The sequence below is a fragment of the Brevundimonas kwangchunensis genome, from assembly GCF_039523815.1.
GTDB lineage: Bacteria > Pseudomonadota > Alphaproteobacteria > Caulobacterales > Caulobacteraceae > Brevundimonas > Brevundimonas kwangchunensis.
Genome location: NZ_BAAAGA010000001.1, coordinates 192,018 through 215,938 on the forward strand (window position 1 = coordinate 192,018; position 23,921 = coordinate 215,938).

The following is a 23,921-nucleotide window of genomic DNA, read 5'->3' on the forward strand; positions in this document are numbered from 1 at the left end:
CCTGCGTTGCCAAGGGATATTCACTTTCGGTGACAGACCGGAGGTCTGGCAGGCGTCGCCACGGGTGACTTTCGACGCCGTCCGCGCTAGGTCGCGCGGCTCCGAGGAACGCCCCATGTCGAAACTGACCGTCCCCGAAGAAGCCGGCCGTCGCCGGACCTTCGCCATCATCGCCCACCCGGACGCCGGTAAAACGACGCTGACCGAGCACATCCTGCTGTCGGGCGGCGCCATCCGCGCAGCCGGAGCCGTGCGGGCGCGTGGCGAGAACCGGCGCACCCAGTCCGACTGGATGAAGATCGAGAAGGAGCGCGGCATCTCGGTCTCGGCGTCGGTCATGACGTTCGAGCACGACGGCAAGATGTTCAACCTGCTGGACACGCCGGGCCACGAGGACTTCTCGGAAGACACCTACCGCACCCTGACCGCGGCCGACTGCGCCATCATGGTGCTGGACGCCGCCAAGGGCATCGAGCCGCAGACGCTGAAGCTGTTCGAGGTCTGCCGCCTGCGCGACATCCCGATCATCACCTTCATCAACAAGCTGGACCGCGAGGCGCAGGATCCGATGGCCCTGCTGGACGAGATCGCGTCGCGGCTTCAGCTCGACCCTGCCCCGATCTGGTGGCCCGCCGAGAGCGGCAACCGCCTGCGCGGCATGGTCGAGATGGGCACCGGTCGGTTCCAGCCCTATGCCCGCAAGCCGTCCGGTTCGAAGGAAGACGTCCCCCACCCTGACGCCCTGCCTCTGGCCGACGCCGCACAGTATTTCGAGGCGGGCGAGCACGAAGCCCTGATCGAGGCGCAGGAGCTGGTCGAGGCCGGCTATCCGGCGTTCAACGTTCAGTCCTTCCTCGAAGGCCATATGACCCCCGTGCTGTGGGGCTCGGCCCTGCGCCACTTCGGCATTGACGAACTGCTGAAGGCCATCGGCGACTGGGCGCCCGCGCCCAAGGTAATGAAGGCCCGCAAGGAAGCGCCGCCCGAGACCCGCAACGCCCCGGCCCCGGTCGACCTGACCGTCGAGCCAGGCTCGAACGAGGTCACCGGCTTCGTCTTCAAGGTCCAGGCGAACATGGACCCGAACCACCGCGACCGCATCGCCATGTTCCGCATGGCCTCGGGCAGCTTCAAGCGCGGCATGAAGCTGAAGGTCCAGAATACCGGCAAGTCGCTGTCGGTGAACGCCCCGATCATGTTCTTCGCCTCGGACCGCGAACTGGCCGAGGACGCCTTCGCCGGCGACGTGATCGGCATTCCAAACCACGGCGTGCTGCGCGTGGGCGACAGCCTGTCGGAAAGCGGCCTGATCCGCTTCGCCGGCCTGCCGAACTTCGCCCCTGAAATCCTGCAGCGCGTGCGGGTGAAAGATCCGCTGAAGGCCAAGCACCTGAAGAAGGCGCTGGAAGGTCTGGCCGAAGAAGGCGTGACCCAGTTGTTCCGTCCGGAACTGGGCTCGGACTTCATCGTCGGCGCCGTCGGTCAGCTTCAGTTCGAGGTCATGGCCGATCGTCTGGGCGAGGAGTACGGGCTGGATGTTATCTTCGAGCCGTCGCCCTACGCCGAGGCCCGCTGGATCGGCGGCGACAAGGCCGACGTCGAGGACTTCATGAGCAAGTACCGCCCGCAGATGGCCACCGACATCGACAGCGACCCGGTCTTCCTGGCCAAGTCCAGCTGGGAGACCGGCTACGTCGGCGAGCGCTTCCCGAAGATCGCCTTCACGAAGACGAAGGAACGCGGCTGACCGCCAGCGCGGGGGCTGCCTTCAGGGTGAACATCGGCAGGAAGATCTGAAGCAGCGGCCCGGTCGTCAGCACGAAGAGGATCGTGCCGAAGCCGACCTTGCCGCCCATCAGCCAGCCCAGCGCCAGCACCGTGGCCTCGACGCCGGTCCGGATCCACCGGATCTCCCAGCCCGTGACCTTCAGCAGGCCGGTAGTGATGCCGTCGCGCGGCCCCGGCCCCAGACCCGCGCCGATATAGGCTCCTGTCGCGACCGCATTGAGCGCCACGGCCGCGGCGAGGAAGACGGCCTGCAGCCAGAGCCCGTCCAGCACCGGCAGGAAGTGCAGGCAGAGATCGGCCGAGGCGCCGATCATGAAGACATTGGCGATCGTGCCGATCCCCGGCTTCGGGCGCAGCGGGATCCACAACAGAAGAACCAGCAGGCCGACGCCGTTGACGATCGTGCCCATGCTCAGGCCGGTCACGTCCGACAGCCCCTGATGGAAGACGCTCCACGGGTTCAGGCCGAGACTGGCCCTAACCATCAGAGCGATGGACAGCCCGTAGAGGAACAGGCCGAAGAAAAGTTGGGCGAGGCGACGAGCAAACATGCCGCCACTCTTGTTGAAATCGGCCTTGCTTTACAGGTCCACTTTACTGATGCTGGACCTATGACCGGCCCCGTCGTCAACCCGCTCGTTCTTGCAAGACATCTGGGAGCGGGCGCTGACAGTGCGTCGGGCGACGCCGCCTATCGCAGCCTCGCCGAGGGTCTGAAGCGGCTAATCCTTGATGGCCGCCTCCCTCTCGATGCCCGCTTGCCCGGCGAGCGGCGGCTTGCGGAAACCCTGGGCCTCAGCCGGATCACCGTGACCGCGGCGCTGGACCGGTTGCGGGCGGATGGGTTCGTGGTCAGCCGTGTGGGCTCAGGCAGCTATACGGCCCTGCCGCCCGGCCCCTCAGGCCGGCGCGATCCCGTGCACCATCGCGAGGCCGCGGGCGTCATCGACATGGCGACGGCGGTCATGCCGGCCAGCGAGCATGTTCACGCCGCCTATGCCGAGGCTCTGGCGTCCCTTCCGCTTCATCTTCCCGGCCACGGCTACAGCCCGGTGGGCCTTCACGCCCTGCGCGCGACCGTCGCTTCGACATATGACGCCGAAGGCCTGTCGACCTCGCCCGAACAGGTTGTCATCGCCGCCGGCGCCCAGAACGCCTTCGCCCTGTTGCTGCGGGCCCTGTGCCGACCGGGCGACGCGGTGGTCATCGATCATCCGACCTTCCATCACGCCATCGACGCGATCGTCCGAGCCGGGATGAAGCCCGTCCCGGTCGCCCTTCCGGACGAGGGATGGGATGTCGAAACGCTGACCGCGACCATCGCCCGGACGCGCCCACGCCTGATCTATCTCGTGGGGGCGCATCACAATCCGACAGGGCGCGTGATGTCCGCGGAAACCGAAGCCGCCATCGCAGCCAGCGCGGAGAACGTCGGCGCCGTGGTGGTCTTCGACGACACCCTGAAAGAGCTCTGGTTTGACGCACCGCCGCCCCGGCCACACGACCTCGGCAGACACGTCGTGCGACTGGGGTCGATCAGCAAGAGCTGGTGGGGTGGCCTTCGCATAGGCTGGATCCGGGCGGCGGAGCCGGTGGTGGAAGCCGTCGTGCGGACCCGCGCGTCACTCGGTCTGGGCGCCCCCATCATCGAGCAACTGGCGACCGCCTCGCTCCTTGCACAGAACGACGAGCCCCTGACCATCAGACGGGCTACGCTGTCGCGGCAGGAAGCCCATCTGCGCCAGGCTCTGACAAAGGCGTTGCCCGAGTGGGAGGCGCGGCGACCGCCGGGCGGGCTGTCTCTCTGGGTCGGCCTGCCCCGTCCGGTCAGCGAACGGCTCGCCGGGATCGCCGATCCTCTTGGCGTCCGGATCGTCCCGGGTTCGCGCTTCGGAGTGGACGGCGCCTTCCAACGCTTCGTCCGCCTGCCGTTCACACTTCCGGAGAGCGATCTCGACCAGGCGGTGGAGCGGCTGGCCCTCGCATGGTCGAGACTGAACGAAGCGACGCACGACCGCCCTCGATCCAATATGCGACATCTTGAGTTGTAGTCGCCGGGCAACCTGTACTGGACGCGATGTCACAAACCCGGCCGATGGTCCGGAGCGTCTTGTCGGGGTGTTGCTGGCGCGCGCCGAGATCAACTGTGGCGACGCAGCGGCCGGAGAGCGCGCGCTGCAACGGGCGCTCGAGATCGAACCCGCCCATGTCGATGCTCTGCTGCTTTCCGCCCAGAGACATATCGATGCCGGGCACGAGGGCACAGCGACGACTGGATGCCATCCAGACGCGACGGACTGCGAGCGGCTCGGCCGGGACTGCGACGTCGGCGGAATAGCGGACGCCTTCCTTCCGTCACGCCGCCGTGGTTCTCTACGACTCGACGAAACGGTGCGGGGGCGTGCCGCGGAGGTTCCGATGTTCGCGACGGCCGGACTGGCCATGCTGATCCTGAACGGCGCGCAAGCCGCGCCCGTGCAGGCGCTCGCCTATGAGGACATCGTCCGCTGCTCTGGTCTGGCCTCCGCCGCGTCCGAACTCGAGGGCGGCGAGAGCACCGAAGGTCGCGCCCTGTACGACGCCGCCCTCTATTGGTCCCTGACCGCGATCCAAGCCGCCCAGACCGCCGGCCGCTCGCCCGCAGTCGCCGAGGCCGACCAGACCCGCGCCCGCATCCGCGCCGTCCGCGAGCTTACCGCCGACAACGCCGAGGCGCGGACCGCCCTGCAGGCCTGTCGCGCCCGCACGCCCCGTCTGGGCTGATTTTTCTCCGACTACGCCGGATCGAACCACCGGCGCGGCGCTGCGTTTGCTTGGGTGCGCCCCGGGGACCAGTCGTCCGTCCCGAACCGGGACGGTGGAGAGGCGTGCATGTTCGAGTTCGGCCGCGATCTGAGAAAGCTTTTCGAGAAGGCGCGCGAAAGCGAGGACCTCGGCTGGCTGGAGCTGATCGGCGCCAATCTGGTAGCCAGCGAGGCGCGACGCGAAAGCATCGATGCCGGCCGGGTCTCCTGCGCTCGTCCTTTCGACGCCTGGATGCGCGCCTCGGTGTTGTGGCGCGAGCATGCCCGTCGCACCGGCTCGCTCGAAAGCATCGATCACGCCTCGGCCTGCGCCTCCGACGCCGCGCGCCACACTACGACACAGGATCAGACCGCGGCCGCCGCCATCGAATCCTGCGCCATCCATCTGCTGCGTTTCGATCTGTTCGGCGGCCCTGCGTCGCTCGATGTCGCCCTGTCCGACCTGCAAGGCCTGTCGGCCGAAAGATCGGCGACGCGCGCCCTTGCCGCCGCCGTGCATGCTCGTCTGACGGCCCGCCGCGCCACGCTGGCCGGTGACGCCGCGACGCTTCTGGACGCCGCCGCTCTGCTGGACTCGGCGCTTCACGAGGCCAGTAGCCTGCCGCCGGTGCTGGTCGACGACCTGCGTCTGGACCGCGCCGCCCTCGCTCTGGAAGCCGGGGTCAACCGCCGCGACGCCCGCCTGCTGGATCAGGCCGGACGCGATCTGCGCGAACTGGTCGAGAACGCCTCGCCGGACTACCGACCCATGACCCGAGCCCGGGCCCTGACGCTGGCCGGCGCCGGCATGGCCGCGCTGGCCGCGCTTGCAGGCGACGACGCTGCACTGGCGCAGGGCCGCGAGTTGTTCGAGGCCGCCGCAGAGCAGTTCACCTCCGATCACAGCCCTCTGGACTGGATCGCCGTCCAGTTGGCCCGTCCCGACCAGGACACGCCGCTGCTGACCTTGGCCGAAGCCGAAAGCCTGTCGGCCGAGCCGGGTCTGGTGCTGGGCGCCCTCGTGCGCGAACGCCGGATGAGCGCCGAGGCGTCTCTGGCCGAGACCATGGGCGATGTGCAGGCCATGGCCGGACTGGAAGCCAACATCCGCCGCCGTCTGGAAAGCCGTCTGAAGGTCCAGCCGCTGGCGTGGGCCGCCGACCAGATCGGCATGGCGCAGGTCGCCTGCGCCCGAGCCCGTCTGACCGGGACAACACCGAAGTCTGTCGGCATGATCCTGCATGAGGCGATCGAGACTGCGCGCGAAATGGGCGCCCCCTCCCTCGCCCGGCGCGCCGAGCGGGTACTGCCGGCGCTGGCCGCCGTCTAGCCGCCCATCGCCACGAAGGGACCGTTGCCGTAGCCGGGCTTGCCGTAGCGCAGACGTTGGCCGTCCTCACCCATGACCCGACCGCCTGCGGCCTCCAACACCGCCTGCCCGGCAGCCGTGTCCCACTCGGACGTGGGGCCGGTGCGCGGATAGGCGTCGAATCGGCCCTCGGCGATCAGGCAGAATTTCAGCGACGAGTCCGTGCCCTGCCACTGGCCGCAGCCGTAACGGGTGGCGAGGCGCGCAGCCTCGTCGTCGGTTATGCTGTGGCTCAGTAGGGCGATCGGCGAAGCCGGGCGCTCGCGCACCTGAATGGCCTGCCACGCCTCGCCGAAACGGCGACGGAAGGCCCCGCCGCCGGTCGGGCCGCTGCGCCAGGTCATCTGGGTCGCCGGGGCCGTCACCACGCCGGCCACCGGCACGTCGCGATGGATAAGGGCGATGTTGACGGTGTAGCTCTCGCGCCCCTCGACGAAGCCGCGCGTGCCGTCCAACGGATCGATCAGCCAGTACCACTCGCCCAGCGATGTCGGGGCCTCGCCGGCGGCGACCTGCTCCTCGGCCACCGCTTGCACTTCGGGATAGAGTTCCGCCAGCCGGGCCAGGATCAGGGCCTCGGCCTCGCGATCGGCCTGAGTGACCGGGCTGTCGTCCGCCTTGGCCTCGGCCACCACGCCCGAGCGCCAGTAGGGCAGGATCACCCGCGCCGCGTCCTCGGCGATGTCGGCGAGCGCCTCGGCGAGGGCTCCGGAGGCGAGGTCGGCGGTCAGGCGGTCGGTCATGCCGCTCCCGATAGAGCATCCGGGCGGTTTGAAGAAACGGCAAATCAGGGCAGCGTTCGGCCAAACCTCTTCCGCTGTTCCCGAGTGCCATGACCGACGCCGCGCCGACCTCCGCCCTGCCTGACGGACAAGCCCTCGCCACCCTCGTGGCGGGCAAGCTTTGCCACGACTTCATCAGTCCCGCGGGCGCGATCAGCTCGGGTCTGGACCTGCTCAAGGACCCGTCGGCGCAGGACATGCGCGACGACGCGATGAGCCTGATCGAGCAGAGCGCGAAGAAGATGGTGGCCCTGGTCAACTTCGCCCGCGTGGCCTTCGGCGCCGCCACCTCGGCCGAGCGCTTCTCGGGCGCCGAGCTCGGCGAACTGGTCTCCGGTCTGACCGAGGGCGGCCGGGCGACGATGGACTGGCAGGTGGGCGAGCGCAGCTTCTCCAAGCCGCAGGCCCGGGCTCTGATCAATCTGGCCTACCTGACCGTCGCCGCCCTGCCCTCCGGCGGGGCCGCGACCATAGGCGTGCGCGAGAGCGGCGACATCCTGACGCTGGAGGGCAAGGCCGAGGGCAATCGCGCGCGCCTGAAGGGTGAGGCCATCGCGGGTCTGGCCGGCCAACCCCTGTCCGAGGGACTGCCGGGCCAGTGGATTCAGCCTTACTGGCTGTGGCTGACGGTCCACGATGCGGGCGGCGAACTGGTCACCACCGCCGAGGAAGGCCGCGTGACGCTGTCCGCCCACATGCCTAACTGACGTTTAAGCCGGTTTCCCAAGGACTCGTTAACCGGCTCGGGGCGATTATCCGGCTTGCGGATCACGGGGCGGAATCGTGGTCTTTTCGCTTTCGGGACCACCACTTGACCCCCAGAACCTGCCTGATCGTCGACGACAGCCGGATCATACGGAAGGTCGCGCGGCGCATCGTCGAATCGCTCGGCTTCGAGGTCGACGAGGCGGCGGACGGCGCCGAGGCGCTGGCGTTCTGCGCCGGCGTCATGCCCGAGGTCATCCTGCTGGATTGGTCGATGCCCGTCATGGACGGCATGACCTTCCTGCGCCGCCTGCGCACCCTGCCGGGCGGGACAGGTCCCAAGGTCCTGTTCTGCACCATCGAGACGCGCGCCGAACGCATCGCCGAAGCCCTGTCGGCCGGCGCCGACGACTATGTGATGAAGCCGTTCGACGGCGAGATTCTGACGTCCAAATTCGCTGAAGTGGGGGCCGTCTGACCCTCATGACGCCGGAGGATTTCGATCGCCTGCAGTCGCTGCTGGCCTCGCGTGCGGGGTTCAGGCTGACGCGCGACCGGATGAAGCTGGCCGAACACCGCCTAGGCCCCGTCGCCCGGCGCGAGGGGTTCGAGTCCGTCGGCGCCATGCTGGCCGCCCTGTGGGCCAAGCCGGTCGCTTCCCTCGGCTGGGGCGTGATCGAGGCCCTGCTGAACACCGAGACCTGGTTCCGCCGCGACCGGGCCACCTTCGACACCTTCGGCATGGAGCTGCTGCCGGCCCTCGTTCGCGCGCGCGGCGATCAGCCGGTGCGCATCTGGTCGGCGGGCTGCTCGACCGGGCAGGAAGCCTTCTCTATCGCCATGGCCGCGCTGGACGCCGGCGCCCGCGTCGAGATCGTCGCCTCCGACCTGTCCCAGCGCGTGCTGGAGAAGGCCCGCAGCGGCGCCTATACCGGTTTCGAGATCCAGCGCGGACTGAAGGCCGAGACCATGCTGCGCTGGTTCGACCAGACCGACGACGCCTGGATCGCGAAGTCGGAGCTGCGCTCGACCGTCCACTTCGCGCGCACCAACCTGCTGGACCCGCCGAGCGACGACTTCCGCTTCGACGTCATCTTCTGCCGCCACGTCCTCACCGACATGGACGCCAAGCCCCGCGCCCAGGTGCTCGACAATCTGGAACGCCGGCTGGTCGATGACGGCGTCCTGTTCCTCGGCGCCGACGAGCGGATCGAGGGAGACAGCGTGGCTTTCCGCGCCGTCTCGGGCCGCAAGGGCCTGTTCGTGAAATCCCCCACGACGCTGCGCCGCGCCGCCTGATCCCTCTTCGCGCGCCAAGGGAAATGTCCTAGCCTTCGCCCCGGACCTTCGGGAGGGTGAACCATGCGGCTCGTCTGGCTGGCCGGATCTCTGGCGCTTGCCCTGCTGATCGCGGTTCTGACGCTTCAGGTCCCCCGCCCCTCGCCCGCCAGCGCTCCGGCTACCGACTTCTCCGCCGCCCGCGCCATGGTCGATATCCGTGAGATCGCGCAGCGGCCGCACCCGGTCGGCTCGGCCGATCACGCGCGGGTTCAGGCCTTCCTGCTGCAGAGGATGCAGACGCTGGGCCTGCAGACCTCGACCCAGACCGGCCCCATCTCGCGCGGCTCGGCCCAGTATCTGGAGCGGATGGGCGGAGATCCCGCTGCCGCCAACTACAGCGCCACCAATCTGATCGGCGTCCTGCCCGGCCGGAACCCCTCCCTGCCCGCCGTCGCCCTGATGGCCCACTACGACACGGTGCCGGATTCGGCCGGCGCCGCCGACGACACCACCGGCGTCGCGTCGATCCTCGAGGCCGTCCGGGCCATCCGGGAACGCGGCCCCGCCGACCGGACGCTGGTGGTGCTGCTGACCGACGCCGAGGAGATCGGACTGGACGGCGCCCGCGTCTTCTGGGGCGGCCACCCCCTGCGCGATCGCATCGGCGCGGTGGTCAACCTCGAGGCCCGCGGCGGCGGCGGGCGCGCCATGATGTTCGAGACCGGACGCGGCAACGCCGAGACCATCGCCCTGTTCGGCCGCTCGGCCGTCCGCGCCGAGGGCGGGATCACCTCCAACTCGCTGGCGGTGTTCGTCTATGAGCTGATGCCCAACGGCACCGACTTCACCATACCCAAGGACCGCGGCGTTCAGGGCGTGAACCTCGCCTTCATCGGCCGGCCCGAGCAGTACCACGCCGAGGTCTCCACGCCCGACGCCCTGGATCAGGGCAGCGTCCAGCACATCGGCGCCCAAGCTCTGGAAACGGCCGACGCCCTGCTGCGCGCTGATGCCCTGCCGGCCCGGACCTCGAACCTGGTCTACGCGGACGTCTTCGGCCGGTTCGTGATCGGCCATGCGCCGGCGACCGGCTGGGTGCTGCTGCTCGCTTCCGTCGCCCTGCTGGCCATCGCCGCATGGCGCGCCCGCAGCCGCGCGGGCCTGACCTCCGCCGACGCCGGTCGCGGGGCGGTGGACGGCCTGTGGTTCCTGTCGTCAGGACTGGTCGTGACCCACTTCGCGCGCCTCTTGGGCGGACCGATGTCCGGGCGGGCGGAGAGCACCGACGCCTACTATGTCCTGCTGGCCCGCCTGCCATGGCTGGAGGCCGGGGCGGTGCTGGCCATTCTCGCCCTGACGCTGGCCCTGCTGGGCGGACGGGCGCGGCCGGATCGCCGGGTGTCCGCCGGCGCGGTCGCCGCGATCGCCCTCGTCTCCGCCGTTCTGGGTGGTTTCAACCCGGTGATGCTGGGGGCCGCCGCCCTGTCCATCGGTCTGTCGTGGTTCCCCAACCTGTCGGCGCGCTCGACCTGGGGCGGATGGACCGGCGTGATCGCCCTGATCCTCGTACTCGGCTTCGGTGCCCAGGCCGCGGCGCCCGAGACTGCTTTCCTGTTCGTCTGGCCAGCCCTGCTGGCGACGCTGGTCGCGGCCATCGTCGCCTTCGTCGATCCCGGCGTGACCCGCCCGGCCGCCCTTGCCCCGCTTGCCGTCGCCGCCGTCCTTGGCGTCGGCTGGCTGATCGGTCTGGGTCACCCGGTCTTCCTCGGCATCGGCATGGACCTGCCCGGCGTGCTGGTCCTGCTGGCGCTCGTTGGCCTGATGTTCCTGCGGCCCTTCAGCCCCGAGACCGCCAGTCGGCGACCGCTCCTGATGGTTGCGATGGCGGTTCTGGTGCTGGGTGCCGGCGTATCCTTCTACGCCCGTGTCGCGGAGCCGATGCCGACGGCGGTCGAAGCCCCCGCCCACACCTGACCGCCCGCCGTCATGTTCTGATACGTCATTTTTTGTCGCACCATCGACAGAACATCGATGGACGAAAAGAGAACATCTTGTGAACCGGAACAAACCATGCACATATCGCCATCACTGAAGCGCGGGGCGGGTCCATGGCGGGTCTCTCCGAAAACCAGATGGGAATCATGGCAAGGGAGACGAAGGTGTCACAGGCGGCTTTGAAACTGGTGGGCAAGGAAGACGGCGACAAGCAACGCGCGCTCGAGGCGGCTATCGCCCAGATCGACCGTGCGTTCGGCAAGGGCTCGGTGATGAAGCTGGGCAAGGGCGGGGTGGCTGACGTCATTCCGTCGGTCTCGACCGGCTCGCTCGGTCTGGACATGGCGCTCGGCATCGGCGGCCTGCCGCGCGGCCGGGTGATCGAGGTGTTCGGTCCGGAAAGCTCAGGCAAGACCACCCTGGCCCTGCACACGGTGGCGGAAATCCAGAAGGCTGGCGGCGTCGCCGCCTTCGTGGACGCCGAACACGCGCTGGATCCGGGTTACGCCCAGAAGCTGGGCGTCAATCTGGACGACCTGCTGGTGTCCCAGCCGGACGCCGGCGAGCAGGCGCTGGAGATCGTGGATACGCTGGTGCGCTCGGGCGCCGTGGACATCGTGGTGGTCGACTCGGTCGCCGCCCTGACGCCACGCGCCGAGATCGAGGGCGAGATGGGCGACAGCCTGCCCGGCCTGCAGGCCCGCCTGATGAGCCAGGCCCTGCGCAAGCTGACCGCCTCGATCAACAAGTCGCAGTGCATCGTGCTGTTCATCAACCAGATCCGTCACAAGATCGGCGTCATGTACGGCTCGCCGGAAACGACGACCGGCGGCAATGCGCTGAAGTTCTATGCCTCGGTCCGTCTGGACATCCGCCGCACCGGCGCGATCAAGGATCGCGACGAGGTGGTCGGCAACACGACCCGCGTGAAGGTGGTCAAGAACAAGGTCGCCCCTCCGTTCCGCGAGGTCATCTTCGACATCATGTACGGCGAGGGCATCTCCAAGCTGGGCGAGATCATCGACCTGGGCGTGAAGGCCGGCGTCATCGAGAAGTCGGGCAGCTGGTTCTCCTACGACAGCCAGCGCATCGGTCAGGGCCGCGAGAACGTGCGCAACTTCCTCAAGGCCAACCCGGACGTCGCCGCCTCGATCGAGAAGGCCGTGCGGGCCTCCACGACCAAGATCGCCGACGAACTGCTGGGCACGCCCGAGCCGGACGAAGGTCAGGACCTCGAGGGCTAGGGTCGACCGACCACCGAAAAATGCATTGAGTGCACGATGTGCACGGAATGCACGCTTTCCTTCGGCCGGGTCCTGCACCCGCCATTCCGACCCGCCGGGCCGGGCCGAACGGAGCGGCCGCCTGACCTCGTGTCAGGCGGCCTTTTTTCTTTTTCGTCAGAGCATTAGCCGAACAGCCAGCCACGCCTGCGGGGCTTCACCACCCGGATGCGCCGCCCGATGTCGGCGATGGCCTCGCGCCCCACGCCGATCTCCCCCGCGAACAGGACGAAGGCGTGGATGGTCCCGGCCACCCGGACCTCCTCGGCCTCCACCCCGGCCTCATTCAGGGCAGCCACATAGGCCGCTCCCTCGTCCACCAGCGGGTCCAGCGCGGCGGTGATCGCCACCGTCGGCGGCTGCCGTTTCAACACGGCGCGCGACGCCAGCAGCGGTGACGCCGGCCCCTGCTCCCGCTCCGCCGCCTGGCCTTCGGTGAAGTACTCGGTTTCGGCCCGCAGGATGTCGAACTCCCTCAGGAAGTATCGCCCGTCTCCCAACGCCTTTCGCGACGCCAGCTCGGCATTCGCGCTGGCCGTCATCACCGGATAGACCAGCACCTGCAACGCCGGCCGGTGGCGCGTGATCTGACAGGCCGCGGCCGCCAGATGTCCGCCCGCGCTGTCGCCCGTGACCACCAGCCGGGCGGGGTCGCCGCCCAGCCTGCGTGCGTTGCGCACGGCCCAGTCGATGGCCGACAGACAGTCCTCCAGCGCCACCGGATGGCGATGCTCCGGCGCCCGGCGGTAGTCGACATCGACGACGATGCAGTCGCCCGCCGCGCAATAGGCCCTGACGACCCGTTCATAGGCGACCGGCCCGCCCAGCACCCAGCCGCCGCCGTGGATGTGGACTACGATCGGCCGCCGCCGCTTCGGCCCGACCGGTGTATAGACCCGCAGGGACACCGGTCCGGCCACGCCGGGCGCCTCATGCGGCGTGATGGACGCCACCTCGGCCAGCGGCGGGCCGTACATCTGGGCCGCCACCTCCAGGCCCTGCCGCCGCTCATCGACGGTCGGGTCTTCGGGCGCGCCGGCGAAGTCGGTCGCCATCCGGGCCAGCAGGCGTGCGGTGTCCGGCTCGACCCACGGCTCCTCGTTCGCCGCCATGGTCAGAAGCGAACGCCGGCAGTCAGGCGCACCGTGCGCGGCGCGCCGAAGTAGGCCAGCTGGTAGCCCAGCGAATCCGACAGATCGAAGCCCTGCTCGACATAGCGCTCGTCCGTCAGGTTCTTGCCGCCCAGCTCGACCGAGAACCGGTCGTTGCTGTCGGTCCAGCGCACGAAGGCGTCGACCAGGGTATAGCCGTCCTGCGCCAGCACCTCGCTGGACGAGACCGTCGGATAGACTTTGGAGCGGTAGGCGGCGTCGGCCCCGAAGGTCAGTCGTCCTGAGGTGCCCAACTCGGCGACATAGACCGCGCCCAGACGGCTCGACCACTTCGGCGCATTGACCAGTTCGCGCTGGTCGCTGATGTCCGCACCGCCCGGCCCGATGTACTCGTCGTATTGCGCGTCGAGGTACCCCACCGTCCCGTTCAGGGTTAGGCCATCCATCGGCCGCGCGGCCAGCTCCAGCTCGATGCCGCGGATGGTGGCGGCGCCGGCGTTGGTGAACAGCGCCTCGAACCCGCCCGAGCCGTCCGCCGTGAAGCTGGACAGCTGCAGATCCGTATAGTCGTTCCAGAAGGCCGCGAGGTTTGCGGTCACCCGGCGGTCGAAGAGGCTCGACTTGATGCCCGCTTCATACGACCACAGCGTCTCGGGATCATAGGGCCGCGCGCCGTCGGCGTCGTTCGCCCGGCCGTCGAAGCCGCCCGACTTGAAGCCTCGGCTGACGCTGACATAGCCCATCACGTCGTCGGAGATCTCGTAGTCCAGCCCCACCTTGGGCGACAGCGAGTCCCAGTTCGCCGAGGTGTCCAGATCGGTCAGGGTCACGCCCGGATCGTTCCGGCCCGGCACGGTCGTCGGCGCAGTCGGGTACAGGGTCTGGGTCCGCGCGAAATCCTTGTCCTCATAGGTGTAGCGCAGGCCCGCCGTCAGGTTCAGGCGATCCGTCAACGCATAGGTCCCCTGCCCGTACAGGGCATAGGACCGGTTGTGCTGGTCGTTGATCGAGCCGGTCACCAGCCCGATCGCCGGACCCAGAAGGCCCGAGTAGGTCAGGTCGGTCTCATCGAAATAGAACAGCCCGCCGACGGCCGTCAGCCGGTCGCCAACGTAGGACAGCTGGAACTCCTGGCTGAACTGGTGCTGGTTCTCGTCGACGAAGACGCCGAAGATCGGATCGGGCGTCGCGTCCAGATCCAGATGGCTGGCGTAGTCCATCGAGCGGTACGCCGTCACTGACTTGAAGGTCAGGGCGTCGCTGAAGGTGTACTCGGCCGTCACCGAGGCGCCGAAGGTGTCCAGATCGGCCAGATCATTGAAGTTGGCGTTGACCCGGAACGGATCGTCCATCGTCGCCGGATAGGCGCCGAACACCGGTGTCGCCCGCGCGGGGGTACGCGACGTGTCCGGGCGATCGCTGGACGCATCGACGTTCAGGCGGATCGAGAAGACGTCGGAGGGCCGATACTCCAGCGAAACCCGGCCGGCGATCTGGTTGCGGTCGCCGTCGTCCTGCCCGTCGAAGGCGTTCTCCGAATAGCCGTCGCGACTGGCGTAAGCGATCGCCGCCTTGGCCAGCACCGTGCCCTCGTCATTGAGCGCGCCGCCGAACGCACCGCGCAGTTCGCGCAGATTGTAGTCGCCGACGGAGGCCTCCAGCCGGCCGTTCGGCTCGGCGCTCAGGCGCGAGGACACGAACTTGACCGCGCCACCGATGGTGTTGCGGCCGTACAGCGTGCCCTGCGGCCCGCGCAGCACCTCGATCCGGTCGACATCATACACCGACAGGAAGGCACCCTGCGCCCGGCCCAGATAGACGTCATCGACATAGACGCCGACGCCCGGATCGGCGAACGCCAGACTGTCGACCTGACCGACGCCGCGCAGATAGATCACCGCATTGTTGGCGTCGCCCTCGTGCAGGGTCAGGTTCGGCACCGCGCCTTCCAGATCGCCGATGTCGCTGGCCTGAAGGTTCTCCAGCGTCTCGCTGGTCAGGGCGGTCACGGCCACCGGCACGTCCTGCAGGCGCTCATCGCGACGGCGGGCGGTGACGACGATGTCGTCCAGCGAGGCGGCCTGCTCGTCCTGCTGCGGCGGGGCGTCCTGCGCCAGCGCCGGCGCGGCCGTCAGGGCGAGCGTCGAAGCGCCCAGGATCAGGGCGGCGCGAAGCGCCAGCCGCGGGTTGCGTGCGATCATATCTCGATATCCTCCCCGGTCGCCCTTCTCCGGGCGATCTCAGTGAGGGAAGGAAGTCACGAAGCCCCGATGCGAACCAGCGTAGAGTTGCTGGCGAAACTGTCCGCAGATTCTGCGCCTATCCGTCCGTCAGCGCATCCAGAACGATCTGCCGGGTGCGCTGCAGATGGCCGATCATCAGGGCCTCCAGCTTTTCGGTCGGGCGCACCAGAGCGGCGCGGCCGTCGTCGCCGGCCCGCTCCTTGACCAGAAAGCCGTCGTCGACCGCCTTCTTGATCCGCTCCTCGCGCGTGCGGTTCGAGCCGCTCTTCATCGCCTGACAGGCCTGGCTCATGGTCATGGGCCGGCCGTTCCAGTTGGCGATCATGCAGCCGACCAGCAGGTACCAGAATTCCTGCGTGAAATAGCCGGGACGCTTGTCGAAGGTCTCGTCCCAGTCGCGCGCATAGGCCTCCAGCGCGTGGGCCCAGGCGACGATCTCTTCGGTGCTGGAGGAATCCATGCCGACATAGTGGCCAAGTCGCGTCCGGAATCCAGCCTTGGCCGTCGCAGGGCGATGATGCATTGCGGTTGAAAGACCTATATGACGCCCGTTCCTCTTCGCTCCCCGCAAAGTCCGCGACCATGGCCAGCCTGAAACAGATCCGCTCGACCTTCCTCGACTACTTCGCGGCCGACGGCCACGAGAAGGTCCACTCGGCTCCGCTGGTGCCGCAGAACGACCCGACCCTGTTGTTCGTCAACGCGGGCATGGTGCCGTTCAAGGACTACTTCACGGGCGCGGCCACGCCTCCGTATCCGCGCGCGACCAGTTCGCAGAAATGCGTGCGCGCCGGCGGCAAGCACAACGATCTGGACAACGTCGGCTACACCGCGCGCCACCTGACCTTCTTCGAAATGCTGGGTAACTTCAGCTTCGGCGATTACTTCAAGGAACACGCGATCGAGAGCGCGTGGAACCTGGTCACCAAGGACTTCGGCCTGGACGCCAAACGCCTGCTGGTCACCGTCTACATCGACGACGACGAGGCCGCCGCGATCTGGAAGAAGGTCACGGGCTTCGGCGACGACAAGATCATCCGCATCGCCGGCTCGGACAATTTCTGGGCCATGGGCGACAGCGGCCCGTGCGGTCCCTGCACCGAGATCTTCTGGGACTACGGCGACCACGTCCCGGGCGGCCCTCCGGGTTCGCCGGACGAAGACGGCGACCGCTACGTCGAGATCTGGAACAACGTCTTCATGCAGTTCGAGAAGGAGAACGACGAGATCGTTCGCAGCCTTCCGAAACCGTCGGTCGACACCGGCATGGGCCTGGAGCGCATGACCTCGGTGCTGCAGGGCAAGAACTCGGTGTTCGACACCGACCTGTTCCAGACCCTGATCGCCGCCTCTGAAGACGCCACCTCGACGAAGTCGGACGAGGAACGCGCCCCGAGCCACCGCGTGATCGCCGACCACCTGCGCTCGTCGTCCTTCCTGATCGCCGACGGCGTGACCCCGTCGAACGAGGGCCGCGGCTACGTCCTGCGCCGCATCATGCGCCGTGCCATGCGTCACGCCCACCTGCTGGGCGCGACCGATCCGCTGATGCATCGTCTGGTGCCGACGCTGGTGTCAGAGATGGGCGAGGCCTATCCGGAGCTGAAGCGCGCCCAGCCGTTCATCGAGGACACGCTGAAGCAGGAGGAGATCCGCTTCCGCACCACCCTGTCCAAGGGCATGAACCTGTTCGAGACCGCCGTGCAGGGCTTCCGCCCGGGCGACATGGTCGATGGCCAGACCGCCTTCACGCTGTACGACACCTACGGCTTCCCGCTGGACCTGACGCAGGATGAGGCCCGTCGCCGCGGCTACGGCGTTAACGTCGACGGCTTCCAGGACGCCATGGCCCAGCAGCGCGCCCGCTCGCGCGAGCACTGGAAGGGCTCGGGCCAGCAGGCCAATGCCGGCGAGTGGCTGAAGGTCCGCGACCGCCTCGGCCAGACCGTCTTCACCGGCTATGACAACACCGACGGTTCGGGCGAGGTCCTGACCATCATGAAGGACGGCCAGCCGGCCGACGTCGCCGCGACCGGCGACATCGTCGAGGTCCTGTTCGACACCACCCCCTTCTACGCCGAGAGCGGCGGTCAGGCCGGCGATCATGGCACGCTGGAATGGCCGGGCGGCTCGGCCGAGGTCATCGACGTCAAGAAACAGGCCGGCGACCTGCACGTCCTGTCGGCCGAGATCATCTCGGGCGAGCTGACGACGGGCGCCCGCGTGGCCCAATCGGTGGACGCGGCCAAGCGCGTGACCACCCGCGCCAACCACTCGGCGGCCCACCTGCTGCACACTGCGCTCAAGAACGTGCTGGGCGCCCACGTGGCCCAGAAGGGCCAGATGGTCGACGCCGAGCGCGCGCGCTTCGACTTCAGCCACAACGCCCCGGTCACGGAGGCGGAGCTGGAATCCATCGAGGCCGAGGTCAACGCGGTCATCCGCCAGAACACCCCGGTCGAGACGAAGCTGATGGCCCCTGAAGCGGCCATCGAGGCCGGCGCCATCGCCCTGTTCGGCGAGAAGTACGGCGACGAGGTCCGCGTGCTGACGATCGGCCAGTCGCTGGTCAGCGACAATGCGCCCTATTCGGTCGAGCTGTGCGGCGGCACCCACGTCGCCCGCACCGGCGACATCGCCCTGTTCAAGGTAGTGCAGGAAACCGGCATCGCCGCCGGCGTCCGCCGCATCGAGGCCCTGACCGGCGAGGCCGCGCGCCTCTACGTCGAGGGTCAGGCGAAGATCGCCCGCAATCTCGCCCGCGACTTCAAGGTCCAGCCGGCCGACGTGACCGGCCGCGTCGAAGGCCTGCACACCTCTGTCAAGGCGCTGGAGAAGCAGGTCGCCGAGCTGAAGAAGCAGCTGGCGCTGGGCGGCGGTTCGGGCGGCAACGCCGCGCCGGAAGAGATCAACGGCGTGAAGCTGATCGCCCGCGTCCTCGACGGCGTGGACGGCAAGGGCCTCCGTGGCGTGGCCGAGGACTTCCGCAAGTCGGTCGGTACGGGCGTGGTGGCCCTGATCGGCGTGACGGACGGCAAGGCCGCGGTCACCGTGGCCGTGACGGCGGATCTGGCCGGCAAGGTCAACGCGGCCGATCTGGCGCGCGCGGCCGTGCTGGCGATGGGTGGTCAGGGCGCGGGCGGCAAGCCCGACTTCGCCCAAGGCGGCGCTCCGGACGGCTCGAAGGCCGAAGACGGTCTTGCTGCGGTTCGCGCGGCGCTGGGCTAACGCTCGAGGGGGCTCGAGCGCCCCCTTTATTCCGCCTGCAGATCGATCGCCGCCAGCTTCCAGCTGAACAGGCCGCGACGCTCCATGATCAGCGCCAGGTGCTGGTCCGGCTGGTCGCGGTCCGTCAGGGTCACGGCGAACCGGTTCAGGTCGCGATAGCCCCAGGACTGATGGATGTCCTTGTCGTCGCGCCGGTCGGCGGCGTTGGGCTCGGACTCGCGCGTCTCGTCGTCGGTCGGATCGGGCGCCTCGGCCGTGGTGACCATCTGGGCGATCACCTCGGGCGTCACGAGGGTGTCGACCGCCCCGGACAGGACCATCGGCGCCAGCACATAGCCCAGCCCGCCCAGACCACTGTCGGCGACGCGCGGATCGTTGCGGATGCGGCGGGCCAGCTCGCGGCCCAGCTCGTCCTTCATGCTGGTGCGCAGGGCCGGGAAGTCGACCAGCTGCTCCAGCTTGTCGGCGTCGCCCGCCTTGGCAGCACGGATCAGCGCCTGACCGGCGAAGATCGGTGCGGCGGCCCATGCGGCGACAACGGCGATGACGGCCGTCGCGGCGATGCCGGTCAGCAGTTTCCTGGTCATGGATGTCCCTTCAGCGCCGAAACGCTTTCCCCGCCGCTACGGTTGCCCGAGTCGAGCGCGTTAGCCAGTGGGTGGAGGGATCAGCCGCTGGTCTTGCCGCTCTTGCCCACGGGCTGTTCCTCGACCGGCGGCGCGCGGCCGACCAGCGGACGGACCACCGGCGCCACGCCGTCCGGCAGGCCGATGTGCACCAGCCGCCATTCGAACGGGCCCCGACGCTCGAAAGTGAAGATGGTCTGCGAGCCGCCCTCGTCCGTCACGGCCATGCGGGCGCGGTTCACGCCCCAGAAGACCGGTTCAGGGAAGGGATTGCCGCGCTCGCCGTCGTTCAGGGTCGCCGTGGTCCGCTGCGACGCGTAGCGGCCCTCAGCCCGCGTCAGGGCGGCCAAGGCGGCGGGCGTCAGATAGATGTCGGGCGTCGGACCGGCGATGGGCGCGGCCTGCTCGAACTGGCGACGCACCGCGCCGATCGGATCCTCCAGGAAAGACGGCGCCGGTGCGATTGCGGCCGCATTGCCGGTCAGCTGTGGCCGCAGCGACTGACGCACCTCGGCGAAGTCGATCAGTTGCGCCAGTTCGGATGCATCATTGGCGTCCGCCGCCGAGCGGATAGCGAAGAACGCCACCGCCGGCGCTGCGAAGAAGCTCATCACTGCGACGATAGCCGCCAGCAGCAGCAGGTTTCCGATGACCTTCACGCGTCGTCTCCTGTTAACCGCGCCATCAATGCACAGACGCGGGCCTCATCAAAGCGAAGGCCCGCCCGACGCGAGTCGGACGGGCCTCTCTGGATTGACCGCGGTCAGAAGGCTCCGCCCTCTCGACCCGACGCGACCCGGCGCTCAAGCAGTGAGCGACCGCGTCGCGAGCGTTAGCGCCTTCTATTAAGCCGCCAGTTCCTTGGTCAGGTTCTCGGCGACCTTGTCGAGGAAGCCCTCGGTGGTCAGCCAGCCCTGCTGGTCGCCGACCAGAAGCGCCAGGTCCTTGGTCATGAAGCCAGCCTCGACGGTGTCGACGACGACCTTCTCGAGGGTGTCGGCGAAGCGGTCCAGCTCGGCGTTGCCGTCCAGCTTGGCGCGGTGCTTGAAGCCGCGGGTCCAGGCGAAGATCGAGGCGATCGAGTTGGTCGAGGTGGCCTCGCCCTTCTGATGCTGACGGTAGTGACGGGTCACGGTGCCGTGGGCGGCTTCCGTTTCCAGCACCTTGCCGTCCGGGGTCATCAGGACCGAGGTCATCAGGCCCAGCGAGCCGAAGCCCTGCGCCACGATGTCCGACTGCACGTCGCCGTCATAGTTCTTACACGCCCAGACGAAGCCGCCCGACCACTTGATCGCGGCCGCGACCATGTCGTCGATCAGACGGTGTTCGTAGGTCAGACCACGCGCCTTGAACTCGGCGGCGTAGTGCTCGTCGAAGACCTGCTGGAAGATATCCTTGAAGCGGCCGTCGTAGGCTTTCAGGATCGTGTTCTTGGTCGACAGATAGACCGGGTAGTTGCGCGCGAGGCCATAACCGAACGAGGCATGGGCGAAGTCGCGGATCGAGTCATCCAGGTTGTACATACCCATGGCGACACCAGCGCCCGGCGACTTGAAGACCTCGTGCTCGATCACTTCGCCGTCGTCGCCGACGAACTTGATCGACAGGGTGCCCTTGCCAGGCATCAGGAAGTCGGTGGCCTTGTACTGGTCGCCGAAGGCGTGACGGCCGACGACGATCGGCTGGGTCCAGCCCGGAACCAGACGCGGCACGTTCGAGCAGATGATCGGCTCGCGGAAGACGACGCCGCCCAGGATGTTGCGGATGGTGCCGTTCGGCGACTTCCACATCTTCTTCAGGCCGAACTCGGCCACGCGGGCCTCGTCAGGCGTGATGGTCGCGCACTTCACGCCGACGCCATGCTTCTGGATGGCGTGGGCCGCGTCGATCGTCACCTGATCGTCGGTGGCGTCGCGGTGCTCCATGCCCAGGTCGTAGTAGTCCAGCTCCAGATCCAGGAACGGGAAGACCAGCTTGTCCTTGATCATCTGCCAGATGATGCGGGTCATCTCGTCGCCGTCGATGTCGACGATGGGGTTGGCGACCTTGATCTTGGCCATGCGGATTGCCTCTGACGTGTGGGAAATGAAGGGTCGGGCGGGGGTATAGCCCCCTGGAGCCGGAGCGCAAAGTCCGCGCGGCCTGTGCATAACTTATCGACGTTTACCCTGCCCCGAAAAAGCCGCCTGCTGCCAAGCTGAACGTCGGCTTGCCGACTTGCGTTGGCAGTTCATGGACGGGGCAGATCGACCGCAGGACCTGACGCAAGCCGAAATGGACCGGCTCATCGACGAGTGGATCCTGACCTTTCTCGAGGCGCCCGTCCTTCTCGATGCGGAACTGATACGCCGCGTACTCGCTCAAACGAAGCAGGAGCGAAAGGAACGAGCGGATGTCCGAAAAGTCGTTCAGGCCGGGCGACCGGGTGAAGTGGGAGCACAGCCAGGGCACGAGTACGGGCAAGGTAGTGCGCAAGGTGACCAGCCCGACCCGCATTCAGGACCACAAGGTCGCCGCCTCGGCAGACAACCCCGAATATATCGTCGAGAGTGGGAAAACTGGAGCACGGGCGGCGCACAAACCCTCCGCCCTGCGCAAAGCCTGACCTTCCGGGGATACAGAAGATGCGAACCTTGATCCTGGCGACCACCGCCGCCCTCGCCTTGGCCGCCTGTGGACGTGAAGCCGCGTCGGAGAAGACGGAAGGCGCCGCCTCGGCGCCTGGTGCGCCCAACCAGCTTGCGGTCACCCCGGCTGCGGCGGCCCCGGCCATGCAGACCGAGAACCGGACCTTCCGCGACTGGCGCGTGGTTTGTGACAACGGCAATGCCTGTGTCGCATGGACCGGCGGCGACGGCGGCTGGCTGCGTGTCGCGATCCAGCCGGGGCCGGGACAGGTTCCGAGCATCGAGACCGGTAGCTGGTCGCTGGGCGAGGTGGGCGAGGACGCGCCAGCCCTGACCCTGCTTATCGATGGACGACAGCGACAACCGCGCGCCGGCCCGCAAAACGCTGCCAATGCGCAGGATCACGCCGACCGCATGCGTCGCATCGTTGCGGAGATCGCCCAGGCCAAGACCATCGCCCTGGCGAGTTCCTCGCAGCGCGAAGCGATCCCGGCCACCGGCGCGGCTGCGGCCTTCCTCTGGATCGACGAACGGCAGGGCAGACTGGACACGACCGGCGCGCTAATGCGCCGGGGCGCTCGTCCGGACAGCGCCGTGCCGACCGCCCCGCCCCTGCCACGAGTCACACCGGCGCGTGCGGTCGATCAGGGCGCATTCCGCGGGGCAGAGAATCCGATGGAGAACGATCCGCCCAAACTGGCTGTGCCGGCGTCTCTGGAGAGCCGAACCGACGTTCGCGAGTGCCGCACGGAAGGCAACCCGACGCTCAACGCCGCGACCTTGGCCGTGAAGCTGTCCGCCAACACCGAGCTGTGGGGCATTCCCTGCGGAAGCGGCGCCTATAACGCGACCTACAAGCTGTTCCTGACCGGCCTGAACGGCGCCAATCCGCGTCCCGCCGCCCTGCCCGAGCGGTTGCCGCGCCGCGAAGGCGACATCGGCGGTGAAGGACCGTGGCTGGTGAACCCGGTCTATGACACGGCGGCGCAGACCCTGACGGTCTTCCCGCGCGGACGAGGTCTCGGCGACTGCGGGACCATCACGACCTGGACCTGGACAGGCACGGCCTTCGCCCTGTCGGAAGAGCGTGGCATGGGCGATTGCTGGGGCATCAGCCCGGATCATTGGCCGACCTACTGGCGCACGCAGCGGGGATGAGTTTCGAGCCCGAGGTCCTCGTAATCGGCGCCGGCCCGGCCGGCCTGACAGCGGCGACTTATCTGGCCCGCTTCCGGCGGAGGGTTCTTGTGGCCGACGGCGGACCGTCCCGCGCGTGCTGGATTCCGATCAGCCATAATATGCCGGGCTTCCCGCGCGGCATCACCGGCGACGCCATCCTGAGCCGAATGACAGAACAGGCCGAGGAATACGGGGCGGTGCTGGAGCGCGGCCTCATCGAGAATTTGCGCGTCGAAGGCGAAGGCTTCTTCGCGCGGCTGAATGGAAGGACGTTGCACGTGCGCTCCGTGCTGCTGGCGACCGGCGTCATCGATCACCACCCAGACCTGCCCGGCGTCGAACGAGCTATCGAGCGGGCGTTGGTGCGCATCTGCCCGATCTGCGATGGCTATGAGGCCATCGACAAGTCGGTCGCCATCATCGGCGAAGACGACAAGGGCGTGCGCGAGGCCGCCTTCCTGCGCACTTACTCGGATCGCGTGACCCTGATCCACATCGGCCCGCGCGAGGCGCTGGAGGGGCAGAACGATCTGGAGCGGCTGGGCATTGAGCTGATCTGCTCCCCGATCGACAATGTGCGGCTTGAGCAGGACCGGGTCACGGCCCTCAGCTGGGGTGGCGCCTTCCGCAGTTTCGACCTGGTCTATTCGGCGCTGGGCACCTCGCCGACCGCGGAGCTGGCTTCAGGACTGGGCGCGGACCTCGGCGAGGACGGGCGGCTGTATGTCGATCCGCATCAGCAGACCAGCGTGCGCGGTCTGTATGCCGCGGGCGATGTCGTGCGGGGCCTGAACCAGATCGCCGTGGCGACGGCGGAGGCGGCAGTGGCCGCGACCGCAATCCACAACTGCCTCAGGGACGCCGACGGGCAGACCGCGCAAACCGTCTGAGGCGGCTCGACCCGGCCCCGGGAGCAGGAG

The 23,921-nt window shown here is 68.3% G+C and carries 22 protein-coding genes; 13 read left to right on the forward strand and 9 right to left on the reverse strand.

Annotated elements, in window-relative coordinates; translation table 11 throughout:
* Nucleotides 1–115 precede the first annotated feature (115 nt).
* A complete protein-coding gene (locus tag ABDZ95_RS01010) occupies nt 116–1,747 on the forward strand; it encodes a peptide chain release factor 3 (RefSeq protein WP_343789005.1) in 1,632 nt (543 codons plus the stop codon).
* On the opposite strand, the gene yczE is transcribed toward ABDZ95_RS01010, so the two are convergent.
* Complete coding sequence (gene yczE / locus ABDZ95_RS01015) at nt 1,722–2,339, reverse strand: membrane protein YczE (RefSeq protein ID WP_343789008.1); 618 nt, start codon at nt 2,337–2,339, stop codon at nt 1,722–1,724. The two genes, ABDZ95_RS01010 and yczE, sit on opposite strands and share 26 nt — an antisense overlap.
* A 60-nt stretch (nt 2,340–2,399) precedes the next feature.
* On the opposite strand from yczE, the gene yczR reads away from it, so the two are divergent.
* The 3 genes from yczR (at nt 2,400) to ABDZ95_RS01030 (ending at nt 5,901) form a co-directional block, all read left to right on the forward strand.
* A complete protein-coding gene (gene yczR, locus ABDZ95_RS01020; protein WP_343789011.1) occupies nt 2,400–3,839 on the forward strand; it encodes a MocR-like transcription factor YczR in 1,440 nt (479 codons plus the stop codon).
* A 367-nt stretch (nt 3,840–4,206) separates the two neighbouring features.
* Entirely contained in the window at nt 4,207–4,551 is a 345-nt protein-coding gene (locus tag ABDZ95_RS01025) for a hypothetical protein (RefSeq protein WP_343789014.1), read from the forward strand.
* A gap of 108 nt (nt 4,552–4,659) precedes the next feature.
* The gene (locus ABDZ95_RS01030; protein ID WP_343789017.1) at nt 4,660–5,901 is read left to right on the forward strand and encodes a hypothetical protein; all 1,242 of its coding nucleotides are present in this window, start codon (nt 4,660–4,662) and stop codon (nt 5,899–5,901) included.
* On the opposite strand, the gene cysQ is transcribed toward ABDZ95_RS01030, so the two are convergent.
* Complete coding sequence (cysQ, locus tag ABDZ95_RS01035) at nt 5,898–6,683, reverse strand: 3'(2'),5'-bisphosphate nucleotidase CysQ (protein WP_343789020.1); 786 nt, start codon at nt 6,681–6,683, stop codon at nt 5,898–5,900. The genes ABDZ95_RS01030 and cysQ overlap by 4 nt on opposite strands.
* Before the next feature lie 89 nt (nt 6,684–6,772).
* Here cysQ and chpT point away from each other — a divergent pair, with 89 nt between their 5' ends.
* The 5 genes from chpT to recA all read left to right on the forward strand — a co-directional run bounded on the left by chpT (nt 6,773) and on the right by recA (nt 11,947).
* Nucleotides 6,773–7,429, forward strand: coding sequence for a histidine phosphotransferase ChpT (gene chpT, locus ABDZ95_RS01040; protein WP_343789023.1), 657 nt, complete (start codon nt 6,773–6,775; stop codon nt 7,427–7,429).
* Nucleotides 7,430–7,533: 104 nt separating this feature from the next.
* Nucleotides 7,534–7,905, forward strand: a complete 372-nt coding sequence (locus ABDZ95_RS01045; protein WP_343789025.1) for a response regulator — start codon at nt 7,534–7,536, stop codon at nt 7,903–7,905.
* A 5-nt stretch (nt 7,906–7,910) separates the two neighbouring features.
* Entirely contained in the window at nt 7,911–8,726 is an 816-nt protein-coding gene (locus tag ABDZ95_RS01050; RefSeq protein ID WP_343789028.1) for a CheR family methyltransferase, read from the forward strand.
* 63 nt (nt 8,727–8,789) lie between these two features.
* On the forward strand, nt 8,790–10,682 hold the full coding sequence (locus tag ABDZ95_RS01055) for a M20/M25/M40 family metallo-hydrolase (RefSeq protein ID WP_343789031.1): 1,893 nt from the start codon (nt 8,790–8,792) through the stop codon (nt 10,680–10,682).
* 167 nt (nt 10,683–10,849) lie between these two features.
* Entirely contained in the window at nt 10,850–11,947 is a 1,098-nt protein-coding gene (gene recA, locus ABDZ95_RS01060) for a recombinase RecA (RefSeq protein ID WP_343791199.1), read from the forward strand.
* A 164-nt stretch (nt 11,948–12,111) separates the two neighbouring features.
* Here recA and ABDZ95_RS01065 read toward each other — a convergent pair whose 3' ends face one another.
* From ABDZ95_RS01065 to ABDZ95_RS01075, 3 genes are all read right to left on the reverse strand, one after another.
* Nucleotides 12,112–13,098, reverse strand: coding sequence for an alpha/beta hydrolase (locus ABDZ95_RS01065; RefSeq protein ID WP_343789034.1), 987 nt, complete (start codon nt 13,096–13,098; stop codon nt 12,112–12,114).
* 2 nt (nt 13,099–13,100) lie between these two features.
* A complete protein-coding gene (locus ABDZ95_RS01070) occupies nt 13,101–15,299 on the reverse strand; it encodes a TonB-dependent receptor (RefSeq protein ID WP_343789037.1) in 2,199 nt (732 codons plus the stop codon).
* Nucleotides 15,300–15,417: 118 nt separating this feature from the next.
* The gene (locus ABDZ95_RS01075; RefSeq protein WP_343789039.1) at nt 15,418–15,864 is read right to left on the reverse strand and encodes a hypothetical protein; all 447 of its coding nucleotides are present in this window, start codon (nt 15,862–15,864) and stop codon (nt 15,418–15,420) included.
* A 59-nt stretch (nt 15,865–15,923) separates the two neighbouring features.
* Here ABDZ95_RS01075 and alaS point away from each other — a divergent pair, with 59 nt between their 5' ends.
* Nucleotides 15,924–18,569 (forward strand): alanine--tRNA ligase, encoded by a 2,646-nt coding sequence (alaS, locus tag ABDZ95_RS01080; protein ID WP_343789042.1) that lies wholly within the window; start codon nt 15,924–15,926, stop codon nt 18,567–18,569.
* A gap of 26 nt (nt 18,570–18,595) precedes the next feature.
* On the opposite strand, the gene ABDZ95_RS01085 is transcribed toward alaS, so the two are convergent.
* From ABDZ95_RS01085 to ABDZ95_RS01100, 4 genes are all read right to left on the reverse strand, one after another.
* Nucleotides 18,596–19,156: a DUF2939 domain-containing protein gene (locus tag ABDZ95_RS01085; RefSeq protein ID WP_343789045.1), complete on the reverse strand. Its 561-nt coding sequence runs from the start codon at nt 19,154–19,156 to the stop codon at nt 18,596–18,598.
* 80 nt (nt 19,157–19,236) lie between these two features.
* Complete coding sequence (locus tag ABDZ95_RS01090) at nt 19,237–19,854, reverse strand: DUF2939 domain-containing protein (protein WP_343789048.1); 618 nt, start codon at nt 19,852–19,854, stop codon at nt 19,237–19,239.
* A gap of 186 nt (nt 19,855–20,040) precedes the next feature.
* Nucleotides 20,041–21,255 (reverse strand): NADP-dependent isocitrate dehydrogenase, encoded by a 1,215-nt coding sequence (locus ABDZ95_RS01095; RefSeq protein WP_343789051.1) that lies wholly within the window; start codon nt 21,253–21,255, stop codon nt 20,041–20,043.
* A 103-nt stretch (nt 21,256–21,358) separates the two neighbouring features.
* Nucleotides 21,359–21,691, reverse strand: a complete 333-nt coding sequence (locus ABDZ95_RS01100) for a hypothetical protein (protein WP_343791248.1) — start codon at nt 21,689–21,691, stop codon at nt 21,359–21,361.
* On the opposite strand from ABDZ95_RS01100, the gene ABDZ95_RS01105 reads away from it, so the two are divergent.
* Genes ABDZ95_RS01105 through ABDZ95_RS01115 form a run of 3 tightly spaced genes read left to right on the forward strand, consistent with a single transcriptional unit; the run spans nt 21,588 to nt 23,891 of the window.
* Nucleotides 21,588–21,800: a hypervirulence associated TUDOR domain-containing protein gene (locus tag ABDZ95_RS01105; protein WP_343789054.1), complete on the forward strand. Its 213-nt coding sequence runs from the start codon at nt 21,588–21,590 to the stop codon at nt 21,798–21,800. The genes ABDZ95_RS01100 and ABDZ95_RS01105 overlap by 104 nt on opposite strands.
* Nucleotides 21,801–21,819: 19 nt before the next feature.
* Complete coding sequence (locus ABDZ95_RS01110; RefSeq protein WP_343789057.1) at nt 21,820–22,980, forward strand: DUF1176 domain-containing protein; 1,161 nt, start codon at nt 21,820–21,822, stop codon at nt 22,978–22,980.
* The gene (locus ABDZ95_RS01115; protein ID WP_343789060.1) at nt 22,977–23,891 is read left to right on the forward strand and encodes an NAD(P)/FAD-dependent oxidoreductase; all 915 of its coding nucleotides are present in this window, start codon (nt 22,977–22,979) and stop codon (nt 23,889–23,891) included. Before ABDZ95_RS01110 ends, ABDZ95_RS01115 begins: the two co-directional genes overlap by 4 nt.
* Nucleotides 23,892–23,921 lie beyond the last annotated feature (30 nt).